Annotated in this window: 16 protein-coding genes; 8 read left to right on the forward strand and 8 right to left on the reverse strand. The window is 72.4% G+C overall.

Annotation, left to right across the window (positions count from 1 at the left end; all coding sequences use genetic code 11):
• The first annotated feature begins 5 nt into the window (after window positions 1-5).
• Window positions 6-6,590 (forward strand): RHS repeat-associated core domain-containing protein, encoded by a 6,585-nt coding sequence (locus tag AB0H75_RS07300; RefSeq protein ID WP_367791831.1) that lies wholly within the window; start codon window positions 6-8, stop codon window positions 6,588-6,590.
• A 149-nt stretch (window positions 6,591-6,739) separates the two neighbouring features.
• Entirely contained in the window at window positions 6,740-8,266 is a 1,527-nt protein-coding gene (locus AB0H75_RS07305; RefSeq protein WP_367791834.1) for a nitrous oxide reductase family maturation protein NosD, read from the forward strand.
• A gap of 177 nt (window positions 8,267-8,443) precedes the next feature.
• Here the strand turns inward: AB0H75_RS07305 and AB0H75_RS07310 are convergent, their stop codons facing one another.
• From AB0H75_RS07310 to AB0H75_RS07340, 7 genes are all read right to left on the reverse strand, one after another.
• The gene (locus AB0H75_RS07310) at window positions 8,444-9,805 is read right to left on the reverse strand and encodes a glycoside hydrolase (protein WP_367791837.1); all 1,362 of its coding nucleotides are present in this window, start codon (window positions 9,803-9,805) and stop codon (window positions 8,444-8,446) included.
• Window positions 9,806-9,973: 168 nt separating this feature from the next.
• Window positions 9,974-10,567 (reverse strand): SRPBCC family protein, encoded by a 594-nt coding sequence (locus AB0H75_RS07315; RefSeq protein WP_367791840.1) that lies wholly within the window; start codon window positions 10,565-10,567, stop codon window positions 9,974-9,976.
• Between the two features lie 108 nt (window positions 10,568-10,675).
• Window positions 10,676-11,173 carry a hypothetical protein gene (locus AB0H75_RS07320; RefSeq protein ID WP_367791843.1) on the reverse strand — a complete coding sequence of 166 codons (498 nt, stop codon included), beginning with the start codon at window positions 11,171-11,173 and terminating at the stop codon, window positions 10,676-10,678.
• A gap of 906 nt (window positions 11,174-12,079) precedes the next feature.
• A complete protein-coding gene (locus AB0H75_RS07325; protein ID WP_367791846.1) occupies window positions 12,080-13,345 on the reverse strand; it encodes a lamin tail domain-containing protein in 1,266 nt (421 codons plus the stop codon).
• 73 nt (window positions 13,346-13,418) lie between these two features.
• Complete coding sequence (locus tag AB0H75_RS07330; RefSeq protein ID WP_367791849.1) at window positions 13,419-14,054, reverse strand: GPP34 family phosphoprotein; 636 nt, start codon at window positions 14,052-14,054, stop codon at window positions 13,419-13,421.
• A 10-nt stretch (window positions 14,055-14,064) separates the two neighbouring features.
• Window positions 14,065-15,453, reverse strand: a complete 1,389-nt coding sequence (locus AB0H75_RS07335; RefSeq protein ID WP_367791852.1) for an APC family permease — start codon at window positions 15,451-15,453, stop codon at window positions 14,065-14,067.
• Window positions 15,454-15,670: 217 nt separating this feature from the next.
• Window positions 15,671-17,128: a multicopper oxidase family protein gene (locus AB0H75_RS07340; RefSeq protein WP_367791855.1), complete on the reverse strand. Its 1,458-nt coding sequence runs from the start codon at window positions 17,126-17,128 to the stop codon at window positions 15,671-15,673.
• A gap of 254 nt (window positions 17,129-17,382) precedes the next feature.
• Between AB0H75_RS07340 and AB0H75_RS07345 the strand changes: the two genes are divergently transcribed.
• The 6 genes from AB0H75_RS07345 (at window position 17,383) to AB0H75_RS07370 (ending at window position 23,689) form a co-directional block, all read left to right on the forward strand.
• The gene (locus tag AB0H75_RS07345; protein ID WP_367791858.1) at window positions 17,383-18,390 is read left to right on the forward strand and encodes a LacI family DNA-binding transcriptional regulator; all 1,008 of its coding nucleotides are present in this window, start codon (window positions 17,383-17,385) and stop codon (window positions 18,388-18,390) included.
• A gap of 15 nt (window positions 18,391-18,405) precedes the next feature.
• Complete coding sequence (locus tag AB0H75_RS07350; RefSeq protein WP_367791861.1) at window positions 18,406-19,683, forward strand: sugar ABC transporter substrate-binding protein; 1,278 nt, start codon at window positions 18,406-18,408, stop codon at window positions 19,681-19,683.
• On the forward strand, window positions 19,680-20,552 hold the full coding sequence (locus AB0H75_RS07355; RefSeq protein WP_367791864.1) for a carbohydrate ABC transporter permease: 873 nt from the start codon (window positions 19,680-19,682) through the stop codon (window positions 20,550-20,552). The genes AB0H75_RS07350 and AB0H75_RS07355 overlap by 4 nt, the downstream gene beginning before the upstream one ends.
• Window positions 20,552-21,358 carry a carbohydrate ABC transporter permease gene (locus AB0H75_RS07360; protein ID WP_367791867.1) on the forward strand — a complete coding sequence of 269 codons (807 nt, stop codon included), beginning with the start codon at window positions 20,552-20,554 and terminating at the stop codon, window positions 21,356-21,358. Before AB0H75_RS07355 ends, AB0H75_RS07360 begins: the two co-directional genes overlap by 1 nt.
• Window positions 21,359-21,368: 10 nt before the next feature.
• On the forward strand, window positions 21,369-22,730 hold the full coding sequence (locus tag AB0H75_RS07365; RefSeq protein ID WP_367791870.1) for a sulfatase-like hydrolase/transferase: 1,362 nt from the start codon (window positions 21,369-21,371) through the stop codon (window positions 22,728-22,730).
• Window positions 22,731-22,840: 110 nt separating this feature from the next.
• A complete protein-coding gene (locus AB0H75_RS07370) occupies window positions 22,841-23,689 on the forward strand; it encodes an aldo/keto reductase (RefSeq protein ID WP_367791873.1) in 849 nt (282 codons plus the stop codon).
• 65 nt (window positions 23,690-23,754) lie between these two features.
• Here the strand turns inward: AB0H75_RS07370 and AB0H75_RS07375 are convergent, their stop codons facing one another.
• Window positions 23,755-25,692 carry a glycosyl hydrolase family 18 protein gene (locus AB0H75_RS07375; protein ID WP_367791876.1) on the reverse strand — a complete coding sequence of 646 codons (1,938 nt, stop codon included), beginning with the start codon at window positions 25,690-25,692 and terminating at the stop codon, window positions 23,755-23,757.
• Window positions 25,693-25,776 lie beyond the last annotated feature (84 nt).

A 25,776-nucleotide genomic window follows, 5' to 3' on the forward strand; every position in this document is an offset into this window, starting at 1 on the left:
GAGCCGTGCCCGGTTCCAGGCCAGGCCTGATCAAGATCGCCGCGGCCCTGGCCGTCGTGGTGCCCGCCACGCTGCTCGGCCCGCTCGACGTCGCCCAGGCGACCGACGACCCCGCCTGGGCCAAGGTCCAGGACGAACGACCCGTTCCCGGGCACGACGTCAAGGCGCGTGCGCCGCTGGCGGACCCGGGCGCGCGCTACGACCTGAAGGACGCCCCGCCGGTGACCTGGCCGCAGCCGGGCACGGCGGCGGTGCGCCTGGACACGGCGCCGTCCACCCCCTCGGCGCCGTCCACCCCCTCCACGCCGTCCACCCCCTCGGCGGCGGCCGCGGCGCCGGGGGCGGGCAAGGTCCGTGCCGGGAACCTGCCGGTCTGGCTCGGGCTCGGGCTCGCCGCCCGCGCGAAACCGGCCGCGCCGCCCTCCGTCCAGGTGCGCACCCTGGACGCGGCCACCGCCGCGCGGTCGCGGGTGGCCGGGCTCGCCCTCCAGCTCACCCCGCAGGCCCCCACCCGGACCGCGGTCGAGGTCGACTACTCCGGCTTCCGCTACGCCTACGGCGGCGACTGGGCCTCCCGCCTGCGCCTGGTCAAGCTGCCCGCCTGCGCCGCCACCACCCCCGACCGCCCCGAGTGCCAGACCCGCACCCCGCTGCCCACCCGCAACGACGTCAAGGCGGGCCGCCTGTCGGCCGACGTCGAGCTGGCCGCGGGCGCGACCACGCTGGCGGCCGAGGCGGCACCGTCCGGCCCGGCGGGCACGTACGAGGCGACCTCCCTGTCGCCGTCGGCGACCTGGGGCGTCAGCAACCAGAGCGGCGCGTTCGCCTGGTCCTACCCCCTGCGCCTGCCGCCGGCGCCCGGCGGCCCGGTGCCGAACATCTCCTTCGCCTACAACTCGGGCAGCATCGACGGCCGCACGGTCGCCACCAACAACCAGGCGTCGTGGATCGGCGAGGGCTTCGACTACTGGCCCGGCTTCGTCGAACGCCGCTACAAGTCGTGCACCGACGACGGCGTCACCCCCAAGCGCAACGACCAGTGCTGGGGCAACCACAACGCCATCCTGTCGCTCAACGGCGAGGCCACCGAGCTGATCCTGGACGACGCCACCAACACCTGGCAGCCGAAGGACGACGACGGCTCCAAGATCGAGAAGCTCACCGGCGCCGCCAACGGCGACAACGACGGCGAGTACTGGCGCGTCACCACCCCCGACGGCACCCAGTACTACTTCGGCCGCAACCACCTGCCCGGCTGGGCCGACGACAAGGCCGAGACGGACTCGACGTGGACCGTCCCGGTGTTCGGCGACGACGACAACGAGCCCTGCCACGCCGGCTCCTTCTCCGACTCCTGGTGCCGGCAGGCCTGGCGGTGGAACCTGGACTACGTCGTGGACCCGCACGGCACGGTCAGCACCTTCTGGTACGGCAAGGAGACCAACTACTACCGCCGCGACGTCACCACCCTGACCGACGGCGTCCCCAACGGCACCCCCACCTCCTACGACCGCGGCGGCTACCTCAAGCGCATCGACTACGGCCAGCGCTCGGACGCGATCTTCTCCTCCTCCGCCCCGGCGCGGGTGGTGTTCGACGTCAAGGAACGCTGCATCCCCACGTCGTCGTTCGACTGCGCGGCCGACAAGTTCGGCAAGGACAACGCCAGGTACTGGCCGGACGTCCCCTACGACCAGAACTGCGACTCCGGCGACAAGTGCCTGGACCGGTACGCGCCGACGTTCTGGACGCGCAAGCGGCTGGCGTCCGTGACCACGCAGGTGTTGTCGGGCAGCGCGTACAAGGACGTCGACACCTGGACCCTCGACCAGCAGTTGCGCGCGCCCGGCGACGGCACGGCGCCCGCGCTGTGGCTGGCCGGCATCACGCACACCGGCAAGGTCGGCGGGAGCGCGTCGCTGCCGCCGGTCAGGTTCGCCGGCGTGCAGCGCCCCAACCGGGTGGACGCCCTGGAGGGGCGGCCGCCGCTGACCAAGTGGCGCGTCTCGGCGATCGACAACGAGACCGGTGGCGCCCTGTCGATCACCTACTCCGACGAGGACTGCACCGCCGGCAACACCCCCGACCCCGACTCCAACACCCGCCGCTGCTACCCGCAGTTCTGGTCACCGGAGGGCGCGACCTCGCCCAAGCTCGACTGGTTCCACAAGTACGTCGTCACGCAGGTGCAGCAGATCGACCGCACCGGCGGCGCGCCGGACGCGCTGGAGACCTACGAGTACCTGGGCGGCGGCGCCTGGCACCACGATGACGACGACGGGCTGACCAAGGAGAAGTACAAGACCTGGTCGCAGTGGCGCGGCTACGGCAAGGTCCGGGTGATCCGCGGCGCGCCTGGCGAGCAGCGGTCCAAGGCGGAGTTCACCTACTTCCGCGGCATGGACGGCGACGAGCTGTCCGGCGGCGGCACCCGCGACGTCAAGGTCACCGACTCCGAGGGCACGGCCGTCACCGACGCCGACGCCCTGCAGGGCCAGGTCCGCGAGGAGATCCAGTACGACGGCCCGTCGGGCCCGGCGACGTCCGGCACGATCACCGGCTACTGGAGCAAGCAGACCGCCAAGCGGGTGCGCTCGTGGGCGACGACGACGGCGCACATGGTGCGTCCCGGCTCCGAGCGCACGCGTACCGCGCTGGCCTCGGGCGGCTGGCGGCGCACGACGGCCGAGACCTCGTACAACACCGACGGGCTGGCCACGCAGGTCAGCGACCTGGGCGACGACGCCACAGCCGAGGACGACCAGTGCACGCGCACCACGTACGCGCGCGACGCCTCCCGCTGGATGCTGTCCTACGCCACCCGCGTCGAGACCGTCACCAAGGCGTGCTCGGCCACCCCGGAGCGGCCTGCCGACGTGCTGTCCGACGTGCGCAAGTACTACGACGGCAAGGCGTTCGGCGCGGCCCCGTCCAAGGGCGACGTCACTAGGACCGAGAGGCTCGGCTCGTGGGACGGCGGCCCGCAGTACGTGCTGGCCGGCGCGACCACCTTCGACGCCTACGGCCGCCCGCTGGTGGTCACCGACCCCAACGGCACCACCACGAAGACGGCCTACACCCCGGCCACCGGCCCGCTGACCGCCAAGCAGGAGACCAACGCCCTCGGCCACGTCACCAAGACCGAGATCGAGCCCGCGTGGGGCCTGGCCACCGCGACCACCGACGTCAACGGCAGGCGCGCCGACCTGGCCTACGACCCGCTCGGCCGGCTGACCGGCGTCTGGCTGCCCGGCCACGCCAAGGGCAGCTACGCCTCCACACCGAGCATGAAGTTCGGCTACCAGATCCGCGCCGACGGCCCGACCACCGTCACCACCTCGACGCTGCGCAACGACGGCGCCACCTACACCACCGGCTACGCCCTCTACGACGGCCTGCTGCGCTCGCGGCAGAAGCAGGAGCCCGCGCCGGGCGGCGGCCGCATCGTCAACGACACCTTCTACGACACCCGCGGCCTGGCGTACAAGACGAACCAGGACTACTACGCCGAGGGCGACCCCGGCAGCACGCTGTGGGTGCCGGGCAGCGACGACGACGTGCCCGGCCAGAACCTCACCGTCTACGACGGCATGGAACGGCCGGTCGCCGACATCTTCCGCAAGCGCGGCACCGAGCAGTGGCGCACCACCACGACGTACGGCGGCGACCGCGTCAGCGTCGACCCGCCCGCCGGCTCCACCCCCACCACCACGTTCGTCGACGCCGAGGGCCGGACCACGGAGGTGCGCCAGTACAAGGGCGACGGCCCGAGCGGCGACTACGACGCCACGACCTACACCTACACGCGCGCCGGACAGCCCGCCACGATCACCGACGCGGCGGGCACCTCGTGGAGGTACCACTACGACCTGCGCGGCCGGCTGATCAAACTCGACGACCCCGACAAGGGCGTCGCCAAGCTGACCTACGACGACCGCAACGACCAGCTCACCACGATCACCGACGCGCGCGGCCAGAGCCTGTTCTTCACCTACGACGCGCTCGGGCGCAAGACCGCCGAGTACGCGGGCACGTCCGCGTCCGGCACGAAGCTCGCCGAGTGGACCTTCGACACGCTGCCCGACGGCACCGCCGCCAAGGGCCAGCCGATCTCCTCCACCCGCTACGTCAAGAACGCCACGACCGGCGCGATGGACGCCTACACCACCTCCGTCACCGGCTTCGACGTCGCCTACCGCCCGACCGGCGCGCAGATCGTCATCCCGGCGGCCGAGGGCGGGCTGGCGGGCACGTACAAGACCACGACCGACTACAACCCGGACGGCACCGTCCACCGCGTCGTCCTGCCCGCCGCCGGCGGCCTGCTCGGCGAGACCCTGCTGTACGACTACGACGAGCTCGGCAACCCCACCACCCTGCGGGGCCTGACGAACTACGTCACCTCCACCACCTACGGCAAGCTCGGCCAGATCCTCGACCTGACGATGAGCACCGGCCTGAAGCGGGTCAAGCAGACCAACTTCTACGAGGAGGGCACCGGCCGCCTCACCCGCTCCCTCTTCGAACGCGAGACGGCCCCCATCTCGGTCTCCGACGTCAACTACACCTATGACGTCTCGGGCAACATCACCAGGACCGCCGACACGCCGTCCGGCCAGGCCCCGGACGTCCAGTGCTTCCAGCAGGACCACTTACAACGCCTCACCGAGGCCTGGACCCCCACGAGCGGCGACTGCGCTGCGGCTCCCGCGCAGAGCCTCGTCGGCGGACCGGCCCCGTACTGGCAGTCCTTCACCTACGACAAGGTCGGCAACCGCACCAAGGAGACCGACCACCAGGCGTCGGGCGACATCACCAAGACCTACACCTACGCCGGCCCCGGCAAGCCCCAGCCCCACACCCTGACCTCCGTCTCCTACTCCGGCGGCACGCGGGACGGCGCCATCGACACCTACGCCTACGACCAGGCCGGCAACACCACCGAACGCGGCTCCGGCCGCCTCCTGGAATGGGACGTCGAAGGCCACCTCGCGAAGTCCACCGACCCGGCCGGCGTCAGCACCTTCGTCTACGACGCCTCCGGCGACCGCCTCATCCGCCGCGACCCCGACTCCGCCACCCTGTACGTCGCCGGCATGGAGCTCCGGCTCGACCTCAAGACCAGCGCCAAGACCGCCACCCGCTACTACGACTTCGCCGGCGGCACCATCGCCGCCCGCACCGGCAGCGGCCTGACCTGGCTCGGCGACGACCCGCACGGCACCGCCGACGTCTCGGTCGCCGACACCGACGCCCAGCCGGTCACCCGCCGCCGCTTCACCCCCTTCGGGCAGCAACGCGGCCTGGCCCCGTCGTCCTGGCCGGGCCAGCGCGGCTTCGTCGGCGGCGTCATCGACGAGGCCACGGCCCTGACCCACCTGGGGGCCCGCGAGTACGACGCGGAAACGGGCCGCTTCATCTCGGTGGACCCCGTCTTCGACGCCGGAGACCCGCAGAGCTGGAACGGCTACGCCTACGCCGACAACAACCCGGTCAACGGCTCCGACGCCACCGGCACGATGTTCGACACCCCGTCCTGTGGCTGGTCCTGCAGCGGCGGCGGAGGAGGCGGTCACCACGGCGGTGGGGGCAGGAGCGGCGGCGGCAGCAGCGCGATCAGCGCCGGCGCGGCCGACCCTGCTCCGAACACCCCCATCGCCAAGCCCCGCTCGTCGAACTGCGGATGGAAGTGCAAGGCCGGCAACTTCTGGAACAAGCACAAGAAGACCATCGTCACCGTGACCGTCTCGGTCGTCGTCACGGTCGGCTGCGAGGCCGCGACCGGCGGCGTCGGCAGCGTCGGCTGCGCCGCCGCGGGCGGAGCCGTCGGCAACCTCGCCGGCTACCTGGTCTCCACGCCACGCGACGAGTGGCGCGTCGGCGCCGCCGTGAAGACCATGGCCGTCGGCGCCGTCTCCGGTGCGGCAGGCTGGGGCCTGGGCAAGGGCGCAGGCCTGCTGCTCGGCAAGCTCGCCACCACAGCAGCCGGTCGGTCCGCGGCGGGAGCGATGAGCAGGGCTGCGGGCGCGGTCAAGAACGCTCTTGGGCGCGGCGGCAGTGCGGCAGGCGCGGAGGGCGCGGCGTCGGGGACCGCCGCCGCGGCAGGGGGGACCGCAGCCAACGGCCTCACGATGACGGGCAGAGCCGCAGTGGCCAGGTCGGCGGCACGCGCCGCCGCCGACGGGGCCACGACGCTCTCCAATAGAGAGCGGGGAAGCGTGGCGGAGTCGCTCGTCCTTCCCGGCGGAAAGGTCTACAGCGCTCTCAGCGCTCGGGGTGAAGCGCCCGAACTGTCCGGGAAGGTGCTGGCGATGTTGCACAGAATTCCACCGTGGCTGCGGGGGTCGGGACACGGTCATTGTGGCTTGGCCATCTGCGTCTCCGACGCGCTCGCCAATGGCGAGGAGGTCGCGGGAGCGGACGCCACCGCGGTACTGGTTAGATCAACCCCGAACAATCCCGAGCACGGGAGGCCGATCGACCCCTGCGGAAGTTGCAAGGTGATGATAGATGAACTCGACATAAACTTTTTCCTGGGAGTGCCAGGCCGCCCGCGCCTGAAGTTCAAGCCGGGTATGCGAATTTTCTGAGAAATACGTTCGGACTATGGGCGCCCTTTCCCGCCTGGAAAGGGGCTCGGGCCGCTCTGAAAAGCAGCTGGATCGAAATCCACGTCGGCCCGCCATACGCGCGACATGCGCATCGGGAGGAACCAAGGGTGGCACGATTCACATCATCCATGGCGTTACGCAGCATCGCGGCGGTGGCGTTGCCGGGCATTTTGCTGACGAGCCTTACGCTGGCCGTCGGTGAAACGGCGTCGGCGGCCGGGCTTATCAAGGACACCGACTATCCGATCCCGGCCGGGGCCGTGTTCGTCTCTCCCGGCGGGAGTGACACCGCCGCGGGCACCGAGGCGCAGCCGTTGCGGACGCTGGCCGCCGGCATCGCCAGGATCTCGTCGGGCGGGACCGTGGTGATGCGGGCCGGGAACTACCGGGAGAGCATCGCGGGGGTCAACAAGAGGATCACCGTGCAGCCGTACCCGCACGAGAAGGTGTGGATCAAGGGCACGGACGTGGTGTCCGGCTGGACGGCGGACGGTGCGGCCTGGCGGACGACGACGTGGCGGTCGCCGTTCTGCCAGGACTGTTATCCGGCGCAGGCGATCAATCCCGCGTATCCGCTGGCCGGCAAGCCGGATCAGGCGTTCCGTGACGGGCGGCCGCTCAGGCAGGTCGCCACGCGGGCGGAGGTCGGCGCCGGGACGTTCTACGTGGATCCGTCGAGCAAGGTCCTGTACGTCGGGGACGATCCGGCCGGGGCGACGATGGAGTTGTCCACCCGGTGGCGGGCCATGTTGCTGAACGCCGGGGCGGCCGGGAGCGTGATCCGGGGGCTCGGGTTCAGCGAGTACTCGCCGCACTGGAACGAGGACCAGCTCGCCATGCTGGTCGACGCCGCGCCCAACAGCGTGATCGAGAACAACGTGTTCGTGCGCAGCGCCACGCGGGCCCTCGGGATCTACGCGGCCGGGATCCGGGTCGAGGGCAACACGGTGGACGACAACGGCGGTTCCGGCGGGGCGGTGAACAGGGCCGACGGGGCGGTCTTCCGCGGCAACACGTTCGACCGCAACAACAACCAGCACTTCGCGGTGACGACCTGCGGCTCGTACTGCACGATGGCCGGGATGAAGGTCGCGCACACCAAGGACGTCGTGGTGGAGCAGAACTCGTTCGCCGGCAATGACGGCACCGGGTTCTGGTGTGATCTGGGCTGTACGAACGGGCAGATCACCGGCAACACGGTGACCGGTAACACCAACAACGGGATCTTCTGGGAGGTCTCGTCGGTCGCGACCATCCAGGGCAACACCATCAGCGGCAACACGCGCGGCGTGAAGATCGCCGGGTCGGACCGCACCACGGTGACCGGCAACACCTTCACCGGCAACGCCACCCACCTCGGCGTCTACGACGACGCGCGGCTGCCCTCCAGCGACTCCTACTCCGCCGGGCTCGGCCTGACCTGGGACACCGCGCAGACCGTCCTGACGGGCAACGACTTCGCCGGGGCCACGTCGCTGCTGATGGACACCAACCGGACCACGCAGGTGGCCGCGCCGGCGATGTTCGGGACGGTCGGCGGCAACCGGGTGACGGGTGTCCAGACCGTCAACTGGTGCCCGTCGGGCTGCACCTCGTACGCGACGCTCGCGGCGTTCAGGGCCGCCACCGGGATCGACTTCGGCACGGTCGGCTGAGGACGGCGGGCCGGCGACGGCGCGGCGACGGCGCGGCGATGGCCCCTGAGCTCGACTCCGTCGGGGATCTCGGGCGCGCCTGTGTCAGTCGCTGGCCGCAAGCCAGGCAGTGCCTGCCCCTGCCGGCCGGGTGCGGCGAGAGCCCGGGGGACCCTGTCCGGGCTCTCGCCAGCCCGGTCAGCGGACGACGACCGTGGTCAGCGTCCGCGGCTGGAGGGTCACCGTGCGGCCGGTCACCGGTGACGGGGTGAGGTCGTTGTCGGTGTTCGTCACGTACGCGGTGGCCCGGCCGGCCACGCCCTTCCAGGTGACCGCTGCCGTGCCCGTGTTGAGCACCTCGATCACCCGGGAGCCGTCCGGGTTGCGGAAGGCCGACACCTTCAGCGCCGGATCGGCCGCCGTGGCCTCCAGCCGGACCGCGCCCGGCCGGATGAAGCGGCTGTAGGCGGCCAGGGCCCACAGGCGCTTGGACACGCTGTAGGTCTTCGCCACGTCGTCGATCTGCAGCAGCGCCCGGGTGGCGCCGCGCGAGGCGCCCAGCCAGTAGACGTAGCCGCTGACCTCGCCCAGCGTGAGCGCGTCGTGGATGGCCGAGGCGATGGTGAAGCCGTCGAAGCCGCTGCCGTCGTCCCAGGCGGTGTTCCAGCGGTCGCCGTTCGGGTTCCACTCCGACATCCAGGTCCTGCGCTCGGTCGGCAGCGGGCCGTTCACCGGGCTGGCGTAGGTGTGGCCGGTGTGCGTCCTGACCCAGCGGCGGGCCTCGGGGTCGGCCTCGATGGCCGCCGTGTACGCCTTGGCCTCGTTCCAGCCGAAGGAGTCGCAGCAGGCCAGCTTCACCCCGGCGCGCGCGGCGACCGGCCCCAGCACCTTGACGAACTGGGCGGCCTGCTCGGGGGTGAAGCGCATGGAGGCGTAACTGGCCGTCCAGTCGGGCTCGTTGGTGAAGCCCAGGTCGGTGATCCTGATGCCTTCCTTGGCGTAGAACTTCGTGTACGCCACCAGGTAGTTCGCGTAGGCGCGCTGCCACTCCGGCAGCAGGGTGCCGCCGTTCTTGTCGTCGCCGTTGTCCTTCATGTAGCCCGGGGCGCTCCAGGCGTCGGCGTAGAAGCGCTTCACGCCGTAGCGCTTGGCCTCCTTGGCCACCCAGACCTGGCTGTTGTCGTCGCCGTCCCACACGTACGTGGGCGGGGCGTCCGGGCCGCCGGGGTTGTCGGGCTGGATGGAGACCATCTGGTCGTACGGGCTGCCGGTGGGGGAGGAGCCGATGCCGAGGCGCAGGATGCTCATCCCGGCGCCCTTCTGCCGGTCGAACCACAGGTCGAGGATCTCCCGCTGCTGCGCCGGCGTCAGGGCCTCCAGCAGCTCGTTGCGGCGGAACGCCTGGGAGACGCCGAAGCCGTCGATCTCCTGGTGCCGGACGCGCTCGTCGACCGCGACGGCCGGGGGCGGGCCGGGGTGCGCCGAGGCGCCTGCCGGGGTGCCCGAGGGCGTGAGCGCCGGGAGGCCGAGCAAGGTGATCGCGACAATCCCTCGTAACATGGCGCCTCCGAAAGTTTCGGCAACATGGCGATATGTTTCGCCGATCGCCGGAACGTTAAATGCCGGAAACGTTCCCCGTCAACACCGAGCGGCGCCGTTCCCGGAGTTTTCTCCGGAACGGCGCCGCAGGGGGTCGCGGGGCCGGGGGCCCGCAGAGGGAGCGCTCGCTCAGCGGGTGGACTCGGCGCGCTCCTTCACGGTCAGCAGCTGCCGCCGCATCGCCAGGAAGTCGGTCAGGTCCATCCGGGCCAGGTAGGCGACGCCGCCCAGGCCGGGCTCGGCCCGGATGCGGACGCGGAACACCAGCCTGGTCCGGCCGTCCGGGATCTCGCGCAGCGCGATCGAGCAGGTGGCGGTGGCGTCCGTGCCGCGCTGGACCAGCACGAGCGTGTGCGGCGGCTCGGACTGCTCCACCACCGTGTCCTGGGTGCCGTGGAGCAGGTCACCGGCCTTGAAGTCCGGCTGCTGCTCGGCCCCTTCCCCAGGTGCGGCACCGGCGCCGGGCAGGCCGCCGGGGACGTAGCCGCCGAGCCGCACCAGCCACGGCCAGACCGCGGCCGGGGGCGCCTCGACGGTGACGGCGCGGGTCGCCTGGTACTGGGGGACACTGACCAGGTCGTCCCCGGGCATCTCGCCGTGGACCTCGCTGTCGTCGGCACCCCAGCGCAGATGCCACGGGCGCACGGCGAGCACGTAGCCCGCCGCCGCCCCCGCCGCGAGCCTGAACATCGAGCGTGGCAGTAATCGCGGGAGGAACAACATCGTGTACTCCTTCGCATCGCCGATCGTTCGGGACTGCCCAGTCTCCCGGCCGGACGGCCCCTTGAACAGGGGGCCCGGCCGGCGGGCGGGCGCGCGGCGTCGTGTCGATCAGATCTGGTCCGGCCGCCAGGCCGGGAGGTCGTGGGCCCGCGCGACCGGGCGCCACGCCGCCGCGAAACGGGCCTTCGCCTCCCGGGCGTCCTTGGAGCGGGCCAGGCCGCGCCGGTAGTCGCGGTCCCCGGTCACCGGGCCTGAGCAGCCGCCCTCGACGTGGCGGCGGGCCCAGGACAGGAACGCCGCGTCGGCGTCGAAGGAGGCGTCCAGCGCGGTCACCAGGGACCGCTTCAGCGCGGGCCCGTGCGGCAGGGCGTCCACGGCGAGCCTGCGGGCGGCGGCCAGTTGGTCGCGGCGGGCGGCGGTGATCTCCTGGATCCTGATCAGGCCGCGCCGGCGGCAGAGGACCACGTTGTCGATGGCCTTGGACAGGCCCTCGTGCGAGGTGCTGCTGCTGGCGAGGAGGGCGTTCAGGCCACGCGCCTGACGCGCGCCGGGCTCGCCGGACGCGCCCGGCGCGGGAACCGCCGACGGCGACACAGCCGACGACACAGCCGACGACACAGCCGGCGACACAGCCGACGACACAGCCGACGACACAGCCGACGACACAGCCGGCGACGGGGCCGGCGACGGGGCCGTGGCGGGGGGCGCCTGCGGGCCGGGAGCGCCGTTCCCCTGGTGGGAGGTGGAGGTCGGGGCGGGCGGCCGGGCCTGCTCCGCGCCGGTCGGCCCGGGCTGGACGGGCCCGCGCCCGGTGACCAGCCACCAGCCCAGCCCGGCCCCGAGAAGCGCCACCACCAGACCGGCCACCACCGGCAACCGCCACCCCGCCCACCCCTCCCCGCCCGCATCCCGCCCCTCGCTCGCGTGCCGCTCCCCACCCGCGTGCCGATCTTCGGCCGTTCGCCGTTCCCCGCCCTCGTGGCGCCCCTCGGCCGTTCGCCGTTCCCCGCCCGCGTACCGCCCCTCGGCCGTTCGCCGCTCTCCGGGCGCGTGCCGTTCTCCGGGTGGCCGGTGCTTCTCGGATGCCCCTCGTTCTTCGGGCATGTGCCGTTCCTGGGGCGTACGCGCCTCCGGCTCGGCCGATCGTCGGGGTGGTTGGTTTGCGGGGGGTTGCCAGGTCTGTGATGGGTCGGCGTCCTGAGGGCTCGGACGGGGCTGGAGCGGGCCGGGATGGGGTTGGAAGGGGCCGCGCTGGGGCTGGGAGAGGTCGGGGCGCGGGTGGGAGGGGGTGGGGTACGGGTGACGGGGCTGGGCGGGGTACGGGTGGCCGGGTTGAGTGGGGTACGGGTGGTGGCGGGGCTGGGTGGGTGGTGGGGAAGGGGGTTCGGGAGGGGGCTGGGGGGTGTGGCAGTGGGGGCAGCGGGGGAGGGCGCCGATGAAGGAGCCGCAGTGGTCGCAGGAGCGGCCGGTGTCCGGCTGGTGTGCCATGTCCGTCCTCCCCGGTGCCGAGGGTCAGCGGCCGAAGCAGATCGTCCGTCCCGGGCGGATCTGCCCGGCCTTGTACGTCACCTGGTCGATGGTGCCGCCCGCCGCGTCCACCAGCACGACGGCACCGCCCCGGTTGCCGAGCCGCAGCGCCCCGCCGACCATCACCCGCAGCGTCGCGCCGCCCGCGATGGAGCCGCTGAGCCGCATCCGCCCGGCCCCGGACGACGAGCCCGCCAGCGTCCATCCGTTGAGGTCCACGGCCTCCGGGGTGAGGTTGAGCAGCGTGACCGACTCCGCGCCCCGGTCGGCGCCGGCCGGGTCGGGCAGGGCGGCCACGATCAGCAGGTCGCCCGCGGTGACGAGCGGTGGCCTGACCGGCGCGCCGGGCGGCGCGGGGTCGGGGTCGATGACGAACCGCTCCGGCCAGGCCGTGAGCTGGATCTGCCGCCCGGAGGCGCGGACGACGTCGTGCAGGTTGCCGCGTTCGAGCGTGTCGAGCAGGAAGAGCTGGTCGTCGCGGTTCACCGGGTCGGCGCGCAGCCAGGCGTCGAAGTGCGTGAGGTCGCCGAACCCCTCGGCGAGGTAGGGCACGAGGCGCCGGAAGAGCTTCGGCCACATCACGAGCTGCTCGGCCGCCCGCAGATCGGTGATCGTGGCGGGGCCGTCGGGGTCGCCGGTCGAGCGCGGCCAGAGGCCGCTCGCCAGCGCCTTCTCCCGGGCCTGCGCCGACACACCGGCCAGGTGCGTACGCAGCCCGGCGGGCAGCGTCGCGTAGAAGGCGGGGTAGGCCAGCCCGGCGGCCAGCAGCAGGGCGTTGACCGAGCCGTCCGCCAGCGGGCCGTCCAGGAACACGGCGGCGCCGTCGGGCCCGGGGTGGTCGCCGGCGTAGGCGAAGGCGATGAGCCGGCCGTTGGCGTCGATGCCGTTGCTGAGCACGTGGCCGCGCAGCTCGTCCTGGTCGGCGGAGCGGACAAGGTTGGGCAGGTCATCCCAGAAGGTCACATTGGTGAAGCCGAGCAGGCGCAGCAGCTCGTCCCGGGCCGCCAGGGCGCCGGCCGGCTCCTGGTGGGTCTCGGAGAAGTGGGTCTCCAGCGCGTCGATGGCCTCCAGGCGCACCGAGACGCCGCGGTGGTTGAGGTCCGGCGGCCGGCCCGAGTGCCGCGCCAGCCGCTCGACCAGCGCCGGATTGTCCGGCCGGAACTTGACGGTGTCGCCGTCCGGCTGCGGCCCTCCGCGCGGGAGGTCCGGGTAGCGGATGACGAAGGAGCCGCGTAACAGGGTGTAGCTCATGAGGATCGCCCCCCTCGGACCGGCGAGCGGAGCGTAGCTCTCATAAGGGGCAACGTCTATGGGTTCAGATCAATCACCGATAAATGGCGACAGCCGCTTCCCCGACCAGCGCCTCCACGACCCCCACCAGCTCGGCCACCTCACGGGAGCTGTCGCGGGCGATCTCGCGCAGCCGGCCGAGCAGATGGGCGGACGGCTGGTCGAGGTAGAGCTCCTCCTCCAGCCGCAGCACCGCGACCAGCCCGCACAGCGCGGCGCAGCGCGCGTCCGGCTGCCGCCAGCCCTCGACCGCCGAGCGCGCCCCGGACGAGGCGCGTACCACCGAGGCGATGTCCGCGAGCAGGTAGCGGGTGGTGGGCAGCAGGCCCATCATCCGCTTGGTGGTGCGTACCAGCACCCCGGAGGCGAGCAGGGCCTCGCGGGTGCGCTCGTAGGCGTTCCCGGCCGCCTTCTTGATCGGCGCCCGCACGTCGCCCGGCTCTCCCGCGACGAGCGCCAGCAGGTCGTCGGTGAAGGCGTCACCCGAGCGCCGGGCCGTGGCGGAGGCCGCCACCCGGCCCCGGGCGACCGCGACGCGGCCGTCCAGCGCCAGCTCCAGCAGCGCCGCCCCGGCCAGCCCGAGCGCCATCGACGACGGGTGGACGAGGAGCTTGCCGGACTGGTCGTGCGCGAGGAGGTACAGGTCCTGGTAGAGCGGCAGGGAATCCACGGCGCACCCGCTACAGCCGGTCGGCGCCGGCCCGGACGCCGCCCAGGGTCGGACGGCGGCCGAGCGCGTACAGGGCGAGCAGCACCAGCGCCCCGACGCCGAGCCACACCAGGCCGACGACCTGCGCCATGACGTTGGCGTTGATCACCACGAAGATCAGGATGGCCATGCCGGCGAGCGGCGCGACCAGGTGCGGCCACCACGCCCCCGAGCCGTTGCGCAGCACGTAGTGCACGATGACCGACACGTGCAGGACCACGAAGGCGACCATCGCCCCCATGTTGATGAGGCTGCTGAGCAGGTCCACGCCGTCGTCCCGGGTGGCCATCCAGACGCCGAGCCCGACCGACAGCGCCGAGACCAGCACGATCGCGTTGGCCGGCACCGAGTGCCGGACCGACACCCTGGCCAGGAACGACGGGAGCTGCCGGTCGCGGGCCATCGCGTACAGCAGGCGCGAGACGGCGACCTGCGCCACCAGCGTGTTGGCCAGCCCCCAGGAGAGCGCGGTGGCGGCCGAGGTGATGTGGCGCAGCCAGTCGCCGCCGGCGACCGCGGCGGCGTCGTAGAAGGCGGTGCCGGTGTCGCCGCCCTTCAGCAGGCCGCCGGCGTCGGGCACCAGCAGGGCGGCCACCCAGACCTGAGCGATGAACAGCACCCCGGCCAGCACCAGCGCCAGCCGCATGGCCCGGCCGACCTGCTCGGAGCCGCCGGTGGACTCCTCCACCAGCATGCTGATGCCGTCGAAGCCGAGGAACGACAGCACCGCCACCGAGACCGCGGCGAAGACCACCGGCCAGGAGAACGTGTCGGGGTTGAACAGCGGTGCCAGGCTGAACCCCTGCCCCTTGCCCTGCAGCAGCGCCCAGATGCCGACGAGCAGGAACAGCGCCAGCACGACCAGCTCGGCGATGATCATCACGCGGGTGAGCCGGACCGTCATGCGGATGCCGCGCAGGTTGATCGCCATGTTGACGGCCACGAAGCCGACCAGCCACGCCCACACGGGCAGGGCCGGCACGATGTCGTGCATGGCGATGGCGGCCACCAGGTAGAGCAGGCCCGGCACGAGGATGTAGTCGAGCAGCACCATCCATCCGGTCAGGAACCCGACCGGCGGCGCGATGCCGCGCCCGGCGTAGTTGTAGACCGAGCCGGACAGCGGGAACGCCTTGACCATCTGCGCGTACGAGGACGCGGTGAACAGCAGGGCGACCATCCCGACGAGGTAGGCCAGCACCGGCATGCCGCCGGACCGCGCGTAGACGAGTCCGAAGATCGCGAACGGCGCGATCGGGACCATGAACACCAGGCCGTAGAAGACGAGGTCGGCGAGCCCGACCCCGCGGCGTAACTCCTGGCGGTAGCCGAACTGCTCGATGCTCTCCTGTGGGCGCACGACAGCCTCTCCATGTCGTCATGCGGCAAGCGCGGGGGTTTCCCCCGCCGGGCGGAGGCGGGGTCGGGGCCGACTCCGGTGATCCTTCCGCAGCGTGGGGTCACGTCGCAAGAGGCGGGGAGGCTCACCGCGCCGGGACCCGGGGAGTGAGACCGGTCACCCGGCGCCGCCGCGCCCGGCCGGCTCCTCCGGAGCGGGGCCGGCCGGCGCGGGCGCCCTAGTGGTGCATGGGCCGCCTGCCGGGCGGGCGGCCGTAGCCGAAGGTGCCCATCATGCCCTGCTCCTGGTGGTACAGGTTGTGGCAGTGGAACATCCACTCGCCGGGATTGGCGGCCTGCACGTCGAACTCGACGCGCTCGCGCGGCTTGACGTTCACGGTGTCCTTGTGCGGGCCGCCCCCGCCCGGTACGCGTACCTGGAACGTGTGCCCGTGCAGGTGCATCGGGTGCCACATGGGCGACTGGTTGTCCAGCACCACCCGGAGGGTCTCCCCGCGCTCCACCCGCAGCCGGTACGGGTCGCCGGCCAGCTTGCCGTTCATCGTCCACTCGTTGCCCGACGGGCGCATGCCGAGCGTCACGGTCACCGTCCGCTCGGGCCTGGGCAGGTCGGGACGGGTGCGCGCCTTGAGGTCCCGGTACGCCAGCCGCCGCCCGTCGAGCTGCGGCACCCGGATGTCCTGGCGCGGCGCCCGCCCGCGCGCGGTGCGTACCAGGGCGAACGCCCGCGCCCGCTTCCCCTCGGCCATCGCCACCAGCGGGAACACCCCGTCCTTCAGCCGGACCAGGAAGTCGTAGCGCTCGCCCATCCCGACGAGGAAGGTGTCCACGGTGACCGGCTGGACCCCGCACCCGTCGGCGTGCGTGACCGTCATGCGGTGCCCGCCGAGCGCGACCCGGAAGGCGGTGTCGGCGGCGGCGTTGATCACCCGGAACCTGACCCGCCGGCCCGGCCGCCCGGTGAACGTCTCGGGCGTCTCCGGCGGGCGGCCGTTGACCAGGTAGAGCGGATGGCGGACCTCGGCGGTGACGCCGCCGAGGACGTCGCTGCGCAGGGTGTCGTCGTGGTCGGTGCTGGCGTTGAGCCGGCGCAGCACGTCGTCAGGGGTGCCGAGGATGCCGTCGAGCCAGTCGTCGAGCACCACGACGTACTCCTCGTCGTAGCTCAGCGGCTCGCGCGGGTCCTGCACCACGAGCGGCCCGTACAGGCCGCGGTCGGCCTGGGTGCCGACGTGCGAGTGGTAGAAGTACGTCCCCGGGATCGGCACCCGGAAGACGTAGTCGAACGTCCCGCCCGGCCGGGTGGCCTCCTGGGAGTACCCCGGCGCGCCGTCCATCCGGTGCGCGATCTGGATGCCGTGCCAGTGCACGGTGGTCGCCTCCGGCAGGTTGTTGATCAGCGGTGCGCGGATCACGTCGCCGGTCGAGGCGCTGATCATGGGACCCGGCAGCTCCCCGTTGTACGTCCAGGTGCGGACCCGGCGGCGGCCCAGGCCGACCGTCGTGGGACGGGCCCGCAGCACGGTCGCCCGGGGCCGGGCGGCCGCCGGGGCCGCGAGCCCGCCGGCCGACCCGGTCGCCGGCCCGGTCGTGAGTGCCGTGCCCGCCGCGAACGCGCCCGTGACCAGCAGACCCCTGCGTGAGATGGTCCCCCCGGACCACCACGTTTGTGTCACAACCATTCTCCCCCCGTTCACCTGGCAAGCTAACGGAGGGTAACGGCGGAAATCCGTTAGCCACGCGGGTCCCAGGACGACGGTTGAACCGGAGCGAGGTGGAGGGGTACGGTCGAAGGACCCGCTGATGTTAATCGTTTAACACACCAAGGGCACCACCGCCCCCGGCCATCCGCTTCCCTCGCCCCTGTCCCACTACCGGAGGAGAGAATTACCTTGTATACCTGTCGGAAATGCTATGTTATTCGACTAGCATGAGACCCACAGCACGTCAGGTCGCCGAGCTCGCCGGCGTCTCCGTCGCGACCGTCAGCTACGTCCTCAGCGGCCGCGACCGCCCGGTCGCCGCCGAGACCCGGCAACGGGTGCTCGACGCCGCCAGGCGGCTCGGCTACACCCCCAACCAGGCCGCCAGGAGCCTGCGCAAGCGCCGCACCCAGCGCGTCTGCCTGGTGCTCAGCTCGCTCGGCGGCGTGCCGAGCGACGAGCGGCTGGCCACCGACCTGCACGAGATGGCCGACGCGCGCGGCTACTCCGTCGTCACGCTGGCCGTCTACTCCGAGGCCCGCGCGAAGGCGGCCGCCGACGTGCTGCGCGGCGGCATCGCCGACGGCGCCCTGGTCAACGTGGCCGCCGACCACCTGACCCGCGCGCTCCTCGGCGACCTGGCCGGCACCGGCCTGCCGACGGTGGTGCTGAGCAACGAGGACGGGCCGGCGGGCTGCGACGTCGTCAGGACGCCGGAGACCGAGGCGTGCCAGGAGGCCGTCGAGCACCTGCTGGCGGAGGGCAGGCGGCGCATCGCGTTCCTGGCGCACCGCCACGAGCTCTACCGGGACCGCCCGGTGGGCCGCATCCTCGGCTACACCAGGGCACTCGACCGGCACGGCGTCCCGGAGTCGGAGCGGATCGTCCTCACCGGGGCCGACGACCGCGTGGCCGCCTACCAGACGGCCACCGAGCTGCTGCGCTCCGCCACCCGTCCCGACGCGATCTTCGCCTCCTCCGACCGGGCCGCGATCAGCGCGATCTGGGCGGCCAGGGACGCGGGGCTGCGCGTGCCCGACGACGTCGCGATCGTCGGCGTCGGCAACATCGACGAAGGTCTCATCACCCGCCCGCAGCTCAGCACCGTCGGGCCGCTCAGGCACGACTACACCGACGTGGTGCGGCTGCTGTTCGACCGCCTCCAGGCCGAGGAGGCCCTGCCCGACCGCGAGGTCGTCCGCCCCTGGACCTTCCTGCGGCGCGGCTCCTCCTAAGAAGGGAAACGCGAGATGTCCCCCACCCTCTCCCGCCGCGACCTGCTCCGCCTGGCCGGGACGGCCGCCGCGGCCACCGCCGTGCCGGCCCTGTCCGCCTGCGCGGGCGCGCCCCCCGCGCCGCCCGCCGCCGCGCCCGGCACGTTCACCGTCTACTGGAACGCCGGCCACGACTACCGGGCCTACCGGGCGGTCGTCGCCGCGTTCGAGCAGGCCCACAAGGTCAAGGTCAACCTGCAGAAGTACCAGTGGCCCGACCTGCGCACCCGGCTGCTGGCCGACTTCGCCTCCGGCACCGTGCCCGACCTGGTGGAGGAGCCGGGCGGATGGGTGCAGGAGTTCGCCGTCTCCGGCAACGCCCGCCCGCTGCAGGACTTCGTGGACCGCGACGGCCAGGCCATGGGCTTCCCCGCCGACTGGCAGCCGGTGACCGTCGAGCGCAACTCCTACCAGGGCAAGGTGTACGGGGTGCAGCTGCACCTAACCTGCAACACGCTGCTCTACAACAGGGCCATGCTGCGCGAGGCCGGGCTGGAGGCGCCCGCGACCTGGGAGGAGTTCCTGGCCGCCGCCCGCCGGCTCACCAAGGACGGCGTGTACGGCGTCGCGCTCAACCAGGACCCCGGCTACGTGTGGCCGTGGCTGGTCCAGGCCGGCGTCACCCCGTACGACCCGGGAAGCGGCCGGATCATGGAGCCCAGGCAGGCCGCCGTGGAGGCCATGCAGTTCCAGGCCGACCTGATCCACAAGCACAAGGTCGCGCCGGTGCCGGTGTCGAGCACCGACTACTCGGGGCCGCAGAAGTTGTTCTCGGCCGGGCGGGCCGCCATGATCCTCACCGGCCCGTGGGACCTCGACCCCATCAGGAAGACCAGCCCCGACCTGGAGCTGGGCGTGGCGCCGCCGCTGAGGCACCGGGCGCGGGGCACGCAGGCGGCCGGAGTGAGCATGTTCGTGCCCGCCAGGGCCGCGCGGCCGGAGCTGTCCTGGGACTTCATCAAGCGCGTCACCACCCTGGAGGTCGAGCGGGCCGCCACCAAGGAGACCGGCATGCTCATGCCCCGCAGGTCCTGGGCCGAGCTGCCCGAGGTGCGGGGCGACGCGGGCATCAAGGTCTTCGCCGACGCGCTGCCCACCGCCCAGGACTCCTCCCAGCAGGTGCGGCTCACCGGCCGGCTCGGCGAGTGGGAGGAGCAGCTCAAGGTCATGTACCAGCAGGTGCTGATCCAGAACCAGCCGGCCGCCGAGGCCCTGGACGCCTTCGCCAAGGCGGCGGAGGGCTTCCTCAGGTGAGGCCGCGCACGCCGGCGGGCCGCCAGGCGCGGACGGCCTATCTGTTCCTCCTCCCGGCGGTCCTGTTCTTCGCGGCCTTCTTCTACCTGCCGATCGGCAACGTGATCGCCACCGGCTTCCGCACCGGCCCGCAGGCCGACCAGTGGACCGGGCTCGGCAACTACGCCCGCGCCCTGGGCGATCCGGCCGTGCGGCACTCGTTCTGGGTCACCGTGGTCTTCGCGGTCCTGGTGGTGATCGGGTCGATCGTGCTCGGGCTGGCCCTGGCGCTCGCCCTGGACCAGCCGCTCAAGGGGCGGGTGGTGTTCCGGGTGCTGCTGCTGGTGCCGTACCTGACGTCGGTGGCGATCGTCGGGCTGCTGTGGCGCAACATCCTCGACCCCGAGCTGGGCGTGCTCAACCGGGTGCTGGGCGCGCTCGGCCTGCCCGGGCAGCAGTGGCTCAACACCGCGCCGCTGCTCACCATCGCCCTCGTCACGCTCTGGCAGAGCGTCGGCTACACGATGGTGTTGTTCCTGGCCGGGCTGCAGGGCATCCCCGAGACCTACCACGAGGCCGCCAGGATCGACGGCGCGGACGCCTGGCGGCGGTTCTGGCGGATCACGCTGCCGCTGCTGGCGCCGACGACGCTGTTCGTCTCCGTCATGGCGGTGATCTCGGGCCTGCAGGCGTTCGGGCAGGCGTACATCATCACCAACGGCGGGCCGGGCGACGCCACCGACCTGTCGGTCTTCCACATCTTCAACGTCGCCTTCCGCTCCCGCGACTTCGGTTACTCCTCGGCGCAGTCGGTGCTGCTGCTCGTCGTGATCGTCGCCTTCACGCTGGTGCAACTGCGGGCCGGGCGGCGCGGGGAGGTCACGTACTGATGCGCAGGGCCCTGCTCCACCTCGTGCTCGGGGCGGCCGCGCTGGTCACCGTGCTGCCGCTGCTCTACATGGTGTCGCTGTCGTTGCAGACCGAGGCCGAGACGCTCGCGGCCGGCGCGGTGCTCGTGCCGGACTCGCCCCAGTGGGGCAACTACGCCGAGCTGTTCGCGCGGGCGCCGTTCGGCGGGTTCATCGTCAACAGCCTCGTCGTGGCGGGCGCGATCACGCTGGCGCACCTGGTGTTCGACCCGCTCGTCGGGTACGTCTTCGCCAAGTTCCGCTTCCCGCTGCGCAACACCCTGTTCGTGGCGCTGCTGGCCACGCTGATGGTGCCGTTCTTCGTGCGGATGATCCCGCTGTACGTGCTCATGGCCAACCTGGGGTGGCTGAACACGTACCAGGGGCTGATCACGCCGTTCCTCATGGACGCGTTCGGGATCTTCCTCATGCGGCAGTTCATCCAGCCCGTCCCGGACGACCTGCTCCACGCCGCCCGCATCGACGGCGCCTCGGAGCTGCGCGTCTACCGCAGCGTCATCCTGCCGCAGACCCGGCCGGCGCTGGCGGTGCTCGCGCTGTTCACCTTCGTCTTCCAGTGGAACGAGTTCCTCTGGCCGCTGGTCGCCACCACCACGCCCGAGATGCGGACCATCCCGGTCGGGCTCACCCTGTTCAACCAGGAGTACTTCACCCTGTGGCACCTGACGGCCGCGGGCTCGGTGATCCTCTTCGTGCCCACCGCCCTGCTGTTCGTCCTCACCCAGCGTCACTTCGTCCGGGGCATCGCCCTGACCGGCCTCAAATAGGAGCTTCTCCGTGCGTCGTCCGAACGTGATCGTCGTCCTCACCGACCAGCAGCGGTGGGACACCGTCGGCCCGCTCACCCCCAACCTCGACCGGATGGCCAGGTACGGCACGCAGGCCACGGTCGCGCTCACCCCGCAGCCGGTGTGCGCGCCCGCCCGCGCCGCGCTGCAGACCGGCCGCTACCCGACCACGACCGGCGTCCACCGCAACGGCCGCGTCCTGCCGCCCGGGGAGCGCACGCTGGCCCACCACTTCGGCGCGGCCGGCTACGCCACCGGCTACATCGGCAAGTGGCACCTGGCGGGCAGCGAGCCGGTGCCGGAGGAACAGCGCGGCGGCTACCGGTCGTGGCTGGGCGCGAACGCCCTGGAGCACACCTCCGACGCCTACCGCACGATCGTCTACGACGAGGCGAACGAGCCCGTCCTGCTGCCCGGCTACCGCTCCGACGCGCTGCTGGACGCCGCCATCCGCTTCGCCGCCGACCACCACGACGAGCCGTTCTACCTGTTCGTCTCGCTGCTGGAACCGCACCACCAGAACGAGGTGGACACCTACCCGGCGCCCGACGGCTACGAGGAGCGCTACCAGGGCCGCTGGATGCCCGGCGACCTGGCCGCGCTCGGCGGCACCGCCCACCGGCACATGGGCGGCTACCTGGGCCAGGTCAAGCGCCTGGACGAGGGCCTGGGCCGGCTGCTCGACGCGCTGCGCAGCCTCGGCCTGCTGGACGACACGATCGTGGCCTACACCTCCGACCACGGCAACCACTTCAAGACCCGCAACGGCGAGTACAAGCGCTCCTGCCACGACGCCTCGCTGCGGGTGCCGCTGGCGCTGCGCGGCCCCGGCTTCGACGGCGGCGGCGCGATCGCCCGCCCGGTCAGCACCCTCGACCTGCCGCCGACGCTGCTGGAGGCCGCCGGGCTGCCGGTGCCGGCGCGGATGCAGGGCCGCTCGTTCCTGCCGTTGCTGCGCGACGCCCGCGCCGACTGGCCGGAGGAGGTGTTCTTCCAGGTCAGCGAGTCGGAGGTGGGGCGGGGCATCCGTACGTCCCGGTGGAAGTACTACGCGGTCGCCGAGGACGCCCACCCCTGGGACGACCCCGCCGCCGCCCGCTACCGTGAGCAGGCGCTCTACGACGTGGTCAACGACCCGCACGAGCTGGTGAACCTGGCGGGCCACCCGTCGCACGCCGGGGTCGCCGGGGAGCTGCGGGCGCGGCTCGTGCGCCGGATCGCCGAGGCCGAGGGCGCCGAGCCGGAGATCGAGCCGGCCGCCGGGCGCCCGGCCAGGAACCAGGCGATGACCGACCCGGAGGTGCGGCTGCGCGGGCCGCGGCCGGTCAGGTTTGGCCACCAGCGCAGGTGACGGCCGGCCGGCGGGTCTGCGGGCCGGTACACGGGGTACGGGAGGGGCGGCTCGGGGGGCGGGGGCTTCCTGAGAAGTGGTGACCAGCCAGGTCACGAGGAAGATCGGAGATGTCTCTGGTGCAGCACGGAACGTTCACCCTCGGCGGCAGGGCCGTGCGCCGCCTGGGGTTCGGCGCCATGAGCCTCACCGGGCCCGGCGTGTGGGGCCCGCCCGAGGACCGCGCGGAGTGCGTCCGGGTGCTGCGGCGGGCCGTCGAGCTGGGGGCCGACTTCATCGACACCGCCGACTCCTACGGCCCCTACGTCAACGAGGAGATCATCCGCGAGGCGCTGCACCCGTACCCGGAGCAGGTCGTGATCGCGACCAAGGCCGGGTTCGTACGCACCGGGCCGGGGGAGTGGCATCCCGTCGGGCGGCCGGCGTACCTGCGGCAGGAGGTCGAGATGAGCCTGCGCCGGCTCGGCGTGGACCGGCTCGACCTGCTCCAGCTGCACCGCGTCGATCCCGAGGTGCCCCTGGAGGACCAGGTCGGCGAGCTGAAGGCGCTCAGGGACGAGGGCAAGATCGCCGAGATCGGCCTGTCCGAGGTGACCGTCGAGCAACTGGAGCGGGCCCGCCGCGTGACCGGCATCGCCACCGTCCAGAACCGCTACAACCTCACCCTGCGCGCCTCGGACGCCGTGCTGGAGCACTGCGAGGCGCGGGGCATCGGCTTCATCGCCTACAGCCCCGTCGCCAAGGGCCGGCTGGCCGCCCCCGGCGGGCCCGTCGGCCGCGTCGCCGAGGCCACCGGCGCCACGCCCGCCCAGGTCAGCCTGGCCTGGCTGCTGGCCCGCTCGCCGGTCCTGATCGCGATCCCCGGCACCTCGTCGATCGCCCACCTGGAGGAGAACATGGGCGCCGCGGCGGTGCCGCTGACCGAGGAGCAGGTGGCCGAGCTGACGGCCGCGGCGTGAGATCGGGGGCCGGCCCCGGGGGATCTCCCCGGAGCCGGCCCCCCGTCCAGCTCGGCCCGGCCCGGTCAGCCCAGGCCGTTCCGCATCGCGGTGAGCAGCTCGGCGTTGGCGGTGTCGCCGCTGAGCTCCCAGAAGAACGCGCCGCCGAGGCCCTGGCTCTTCGAGTAGCTCATCTTGCCGCCGATCGTGGCGGGCGTGTCGTAGCTCCACCACTGGTTGCCGCAGAAGGCGTACGCGGTGCCGGCGACCGTGCCGGTGGCCGGGCAGCGGGTCTTGAGGACCTTGTAGTCCTCGATGCCCTGCTCGTACGTGCCCGGCGCCGGCCCGGTGGCGGTGCCGCCCGGCGCGGCCTGCGTGACGCCGGTCCAGCCGCGCCCGTAGAAGCCGATGCCGAGCAGCAGCTTGCTCGCCGGCACGCCCTTGCTCTTGAGCTTCTGGATCGCCGCGTCGGAGTGGAAGCCGGCGATCGGGATGCCCGGGTAGGAGGTGAGCGGCGAGTGCGGGGCGGTCGGGCCCTGCGCGTCCCACGCGCCGAAGAAGTCGTAGGTCATGACGTTGTACCAGTCGACGTACTGGGCGGCGCCCCCGTAGTCGGCCGCGTCGATCTTGCCGCCGTCGGTGCCGTCGGCGGTGATGGCGGCGGTGACGAGGTTGCCGGAGCCGAAGCGGGAGCGCAGCGCCGACATGACGTTCCTGAACGCGGCCGGGCCGCTGCTGTCGCAGGTCAGGCCGCAGGCGTTCGGGTACTCCCAGTCGATGTCGATGCCGTCGAAGACGTCCGCCCAGCGCGGGTCCTCCACCAGCTTGTAGCAGGAGTCGGCGAACGCGGCCGGGTTCTGCGCGGCCTGGGTGAAGCCGCCGGACCAGGTCCAGCCGCCGAAGGAGAACAGCACCTTCAGGTTGGGGTACTTCTTCTTCAGCTTGCGCAGCTGGTTGAAGCTGCCGCGCAGCGCGCCGGCGTCCCAGGTGTCGGCGACGCCGTCCACGCTCTCGCCCGCCTGGTAGAAGCGGTCGTAGTCGGCGTAGGAGTCGCCGATCGTGCACTGGCCGTTCTGGACGTTGCCGAAGGCGTAGTTGATGTGCGTCAGCTTGGCCGCCGAGCCGCTGGTGTCGATGTTCTTGACGTGGTAGCCGCGCTGGTAGACGCCCCACTGGACGAAGTAGCCGAGAACCTTGTTCCCGCCGCCCCCGCCGCCGCCCGTGGTGGTCGCGGTGGTGGCGGCGCCGGCGGCCGAGCGGTTGCCGGCGGCGTCGCGGGCGCGGACGGTGTAGGTGTAGGCGGTCTCGGGGGTCAGGCCGGTGTCGATGTAGGAGGTCTCGGTGACGGTGGCGATCAGGGTGGTGCCGCGGTAGACCTCGTAGCCGGTGACGGCGACGTTGTCGGTAGAGGCGTTCCAGGCGAGGGAGACGCTGGTGCTGGTGACGCCGGTCGAGCGCAGGTTGCCGGGCACCGACGGAGCGGTGGTGTCCGTGCCGCCGCCGCCCGTGGTGGTGGCGGTGGTGGCGGTGCTGGCGGCCGAGCGGTTGCCGGCGGCGTCGCGGGCGCGGACGGTGTAGGTGTAGGCGGTCTCGGGGGTCAGGCCGGTGTCGGTGTAGGAGGTGCCGGTGACGGTGGTGACCAGGGTGGTGCCGCGGTAGACCTCGTAGCCGGTGACGGCGACGTTGTCGGTGGAGGCGTTCCAGGCGAGGGAGACGCTGGTGCTGGTGACGCCGGTCGAGCGCAGGTTGCCGGGCACCGAGGGGGCCGTGGTGTCCGTGCCGCCGCCCGAGGCGACCTTCCACAGGGCCGGGACGTTCGACGGCTCCCAGCCGGGCTGCGAGGTGTGGCTCTGGACGCACTCGTACTCGACGCCGTTGTACGTCACCCGGGTGCCCGCCGAGTACGCCGTCCACGGCGCCCAGTCGGCGGCGAGGACGACGCCGTAGGCGGCGGGGGGAGCCACGGCGACGGCGGTGAGGGGCAGCGCGAGCGCCGCCAGGCAAGCGAGGATCTTGTGTCTCATGACGCTCCGACATCCGTTGGGGGGTTTGTGGGGGTGGGATGCCAGGAAACTATTAGGAAAGTTTCCTTTTAGTTATGAGACGAC

The sequence above is a fragment of the Nonomuraea sp. NPDC050783 genome (assembly GCF_040802095.1).
Taxonomy (GTDB): domain Bacteria; phylum Actinomycetota; class Actinomycetes; order Streptosporangiales; family Streptosporangiaceae; genus Nonomuraea.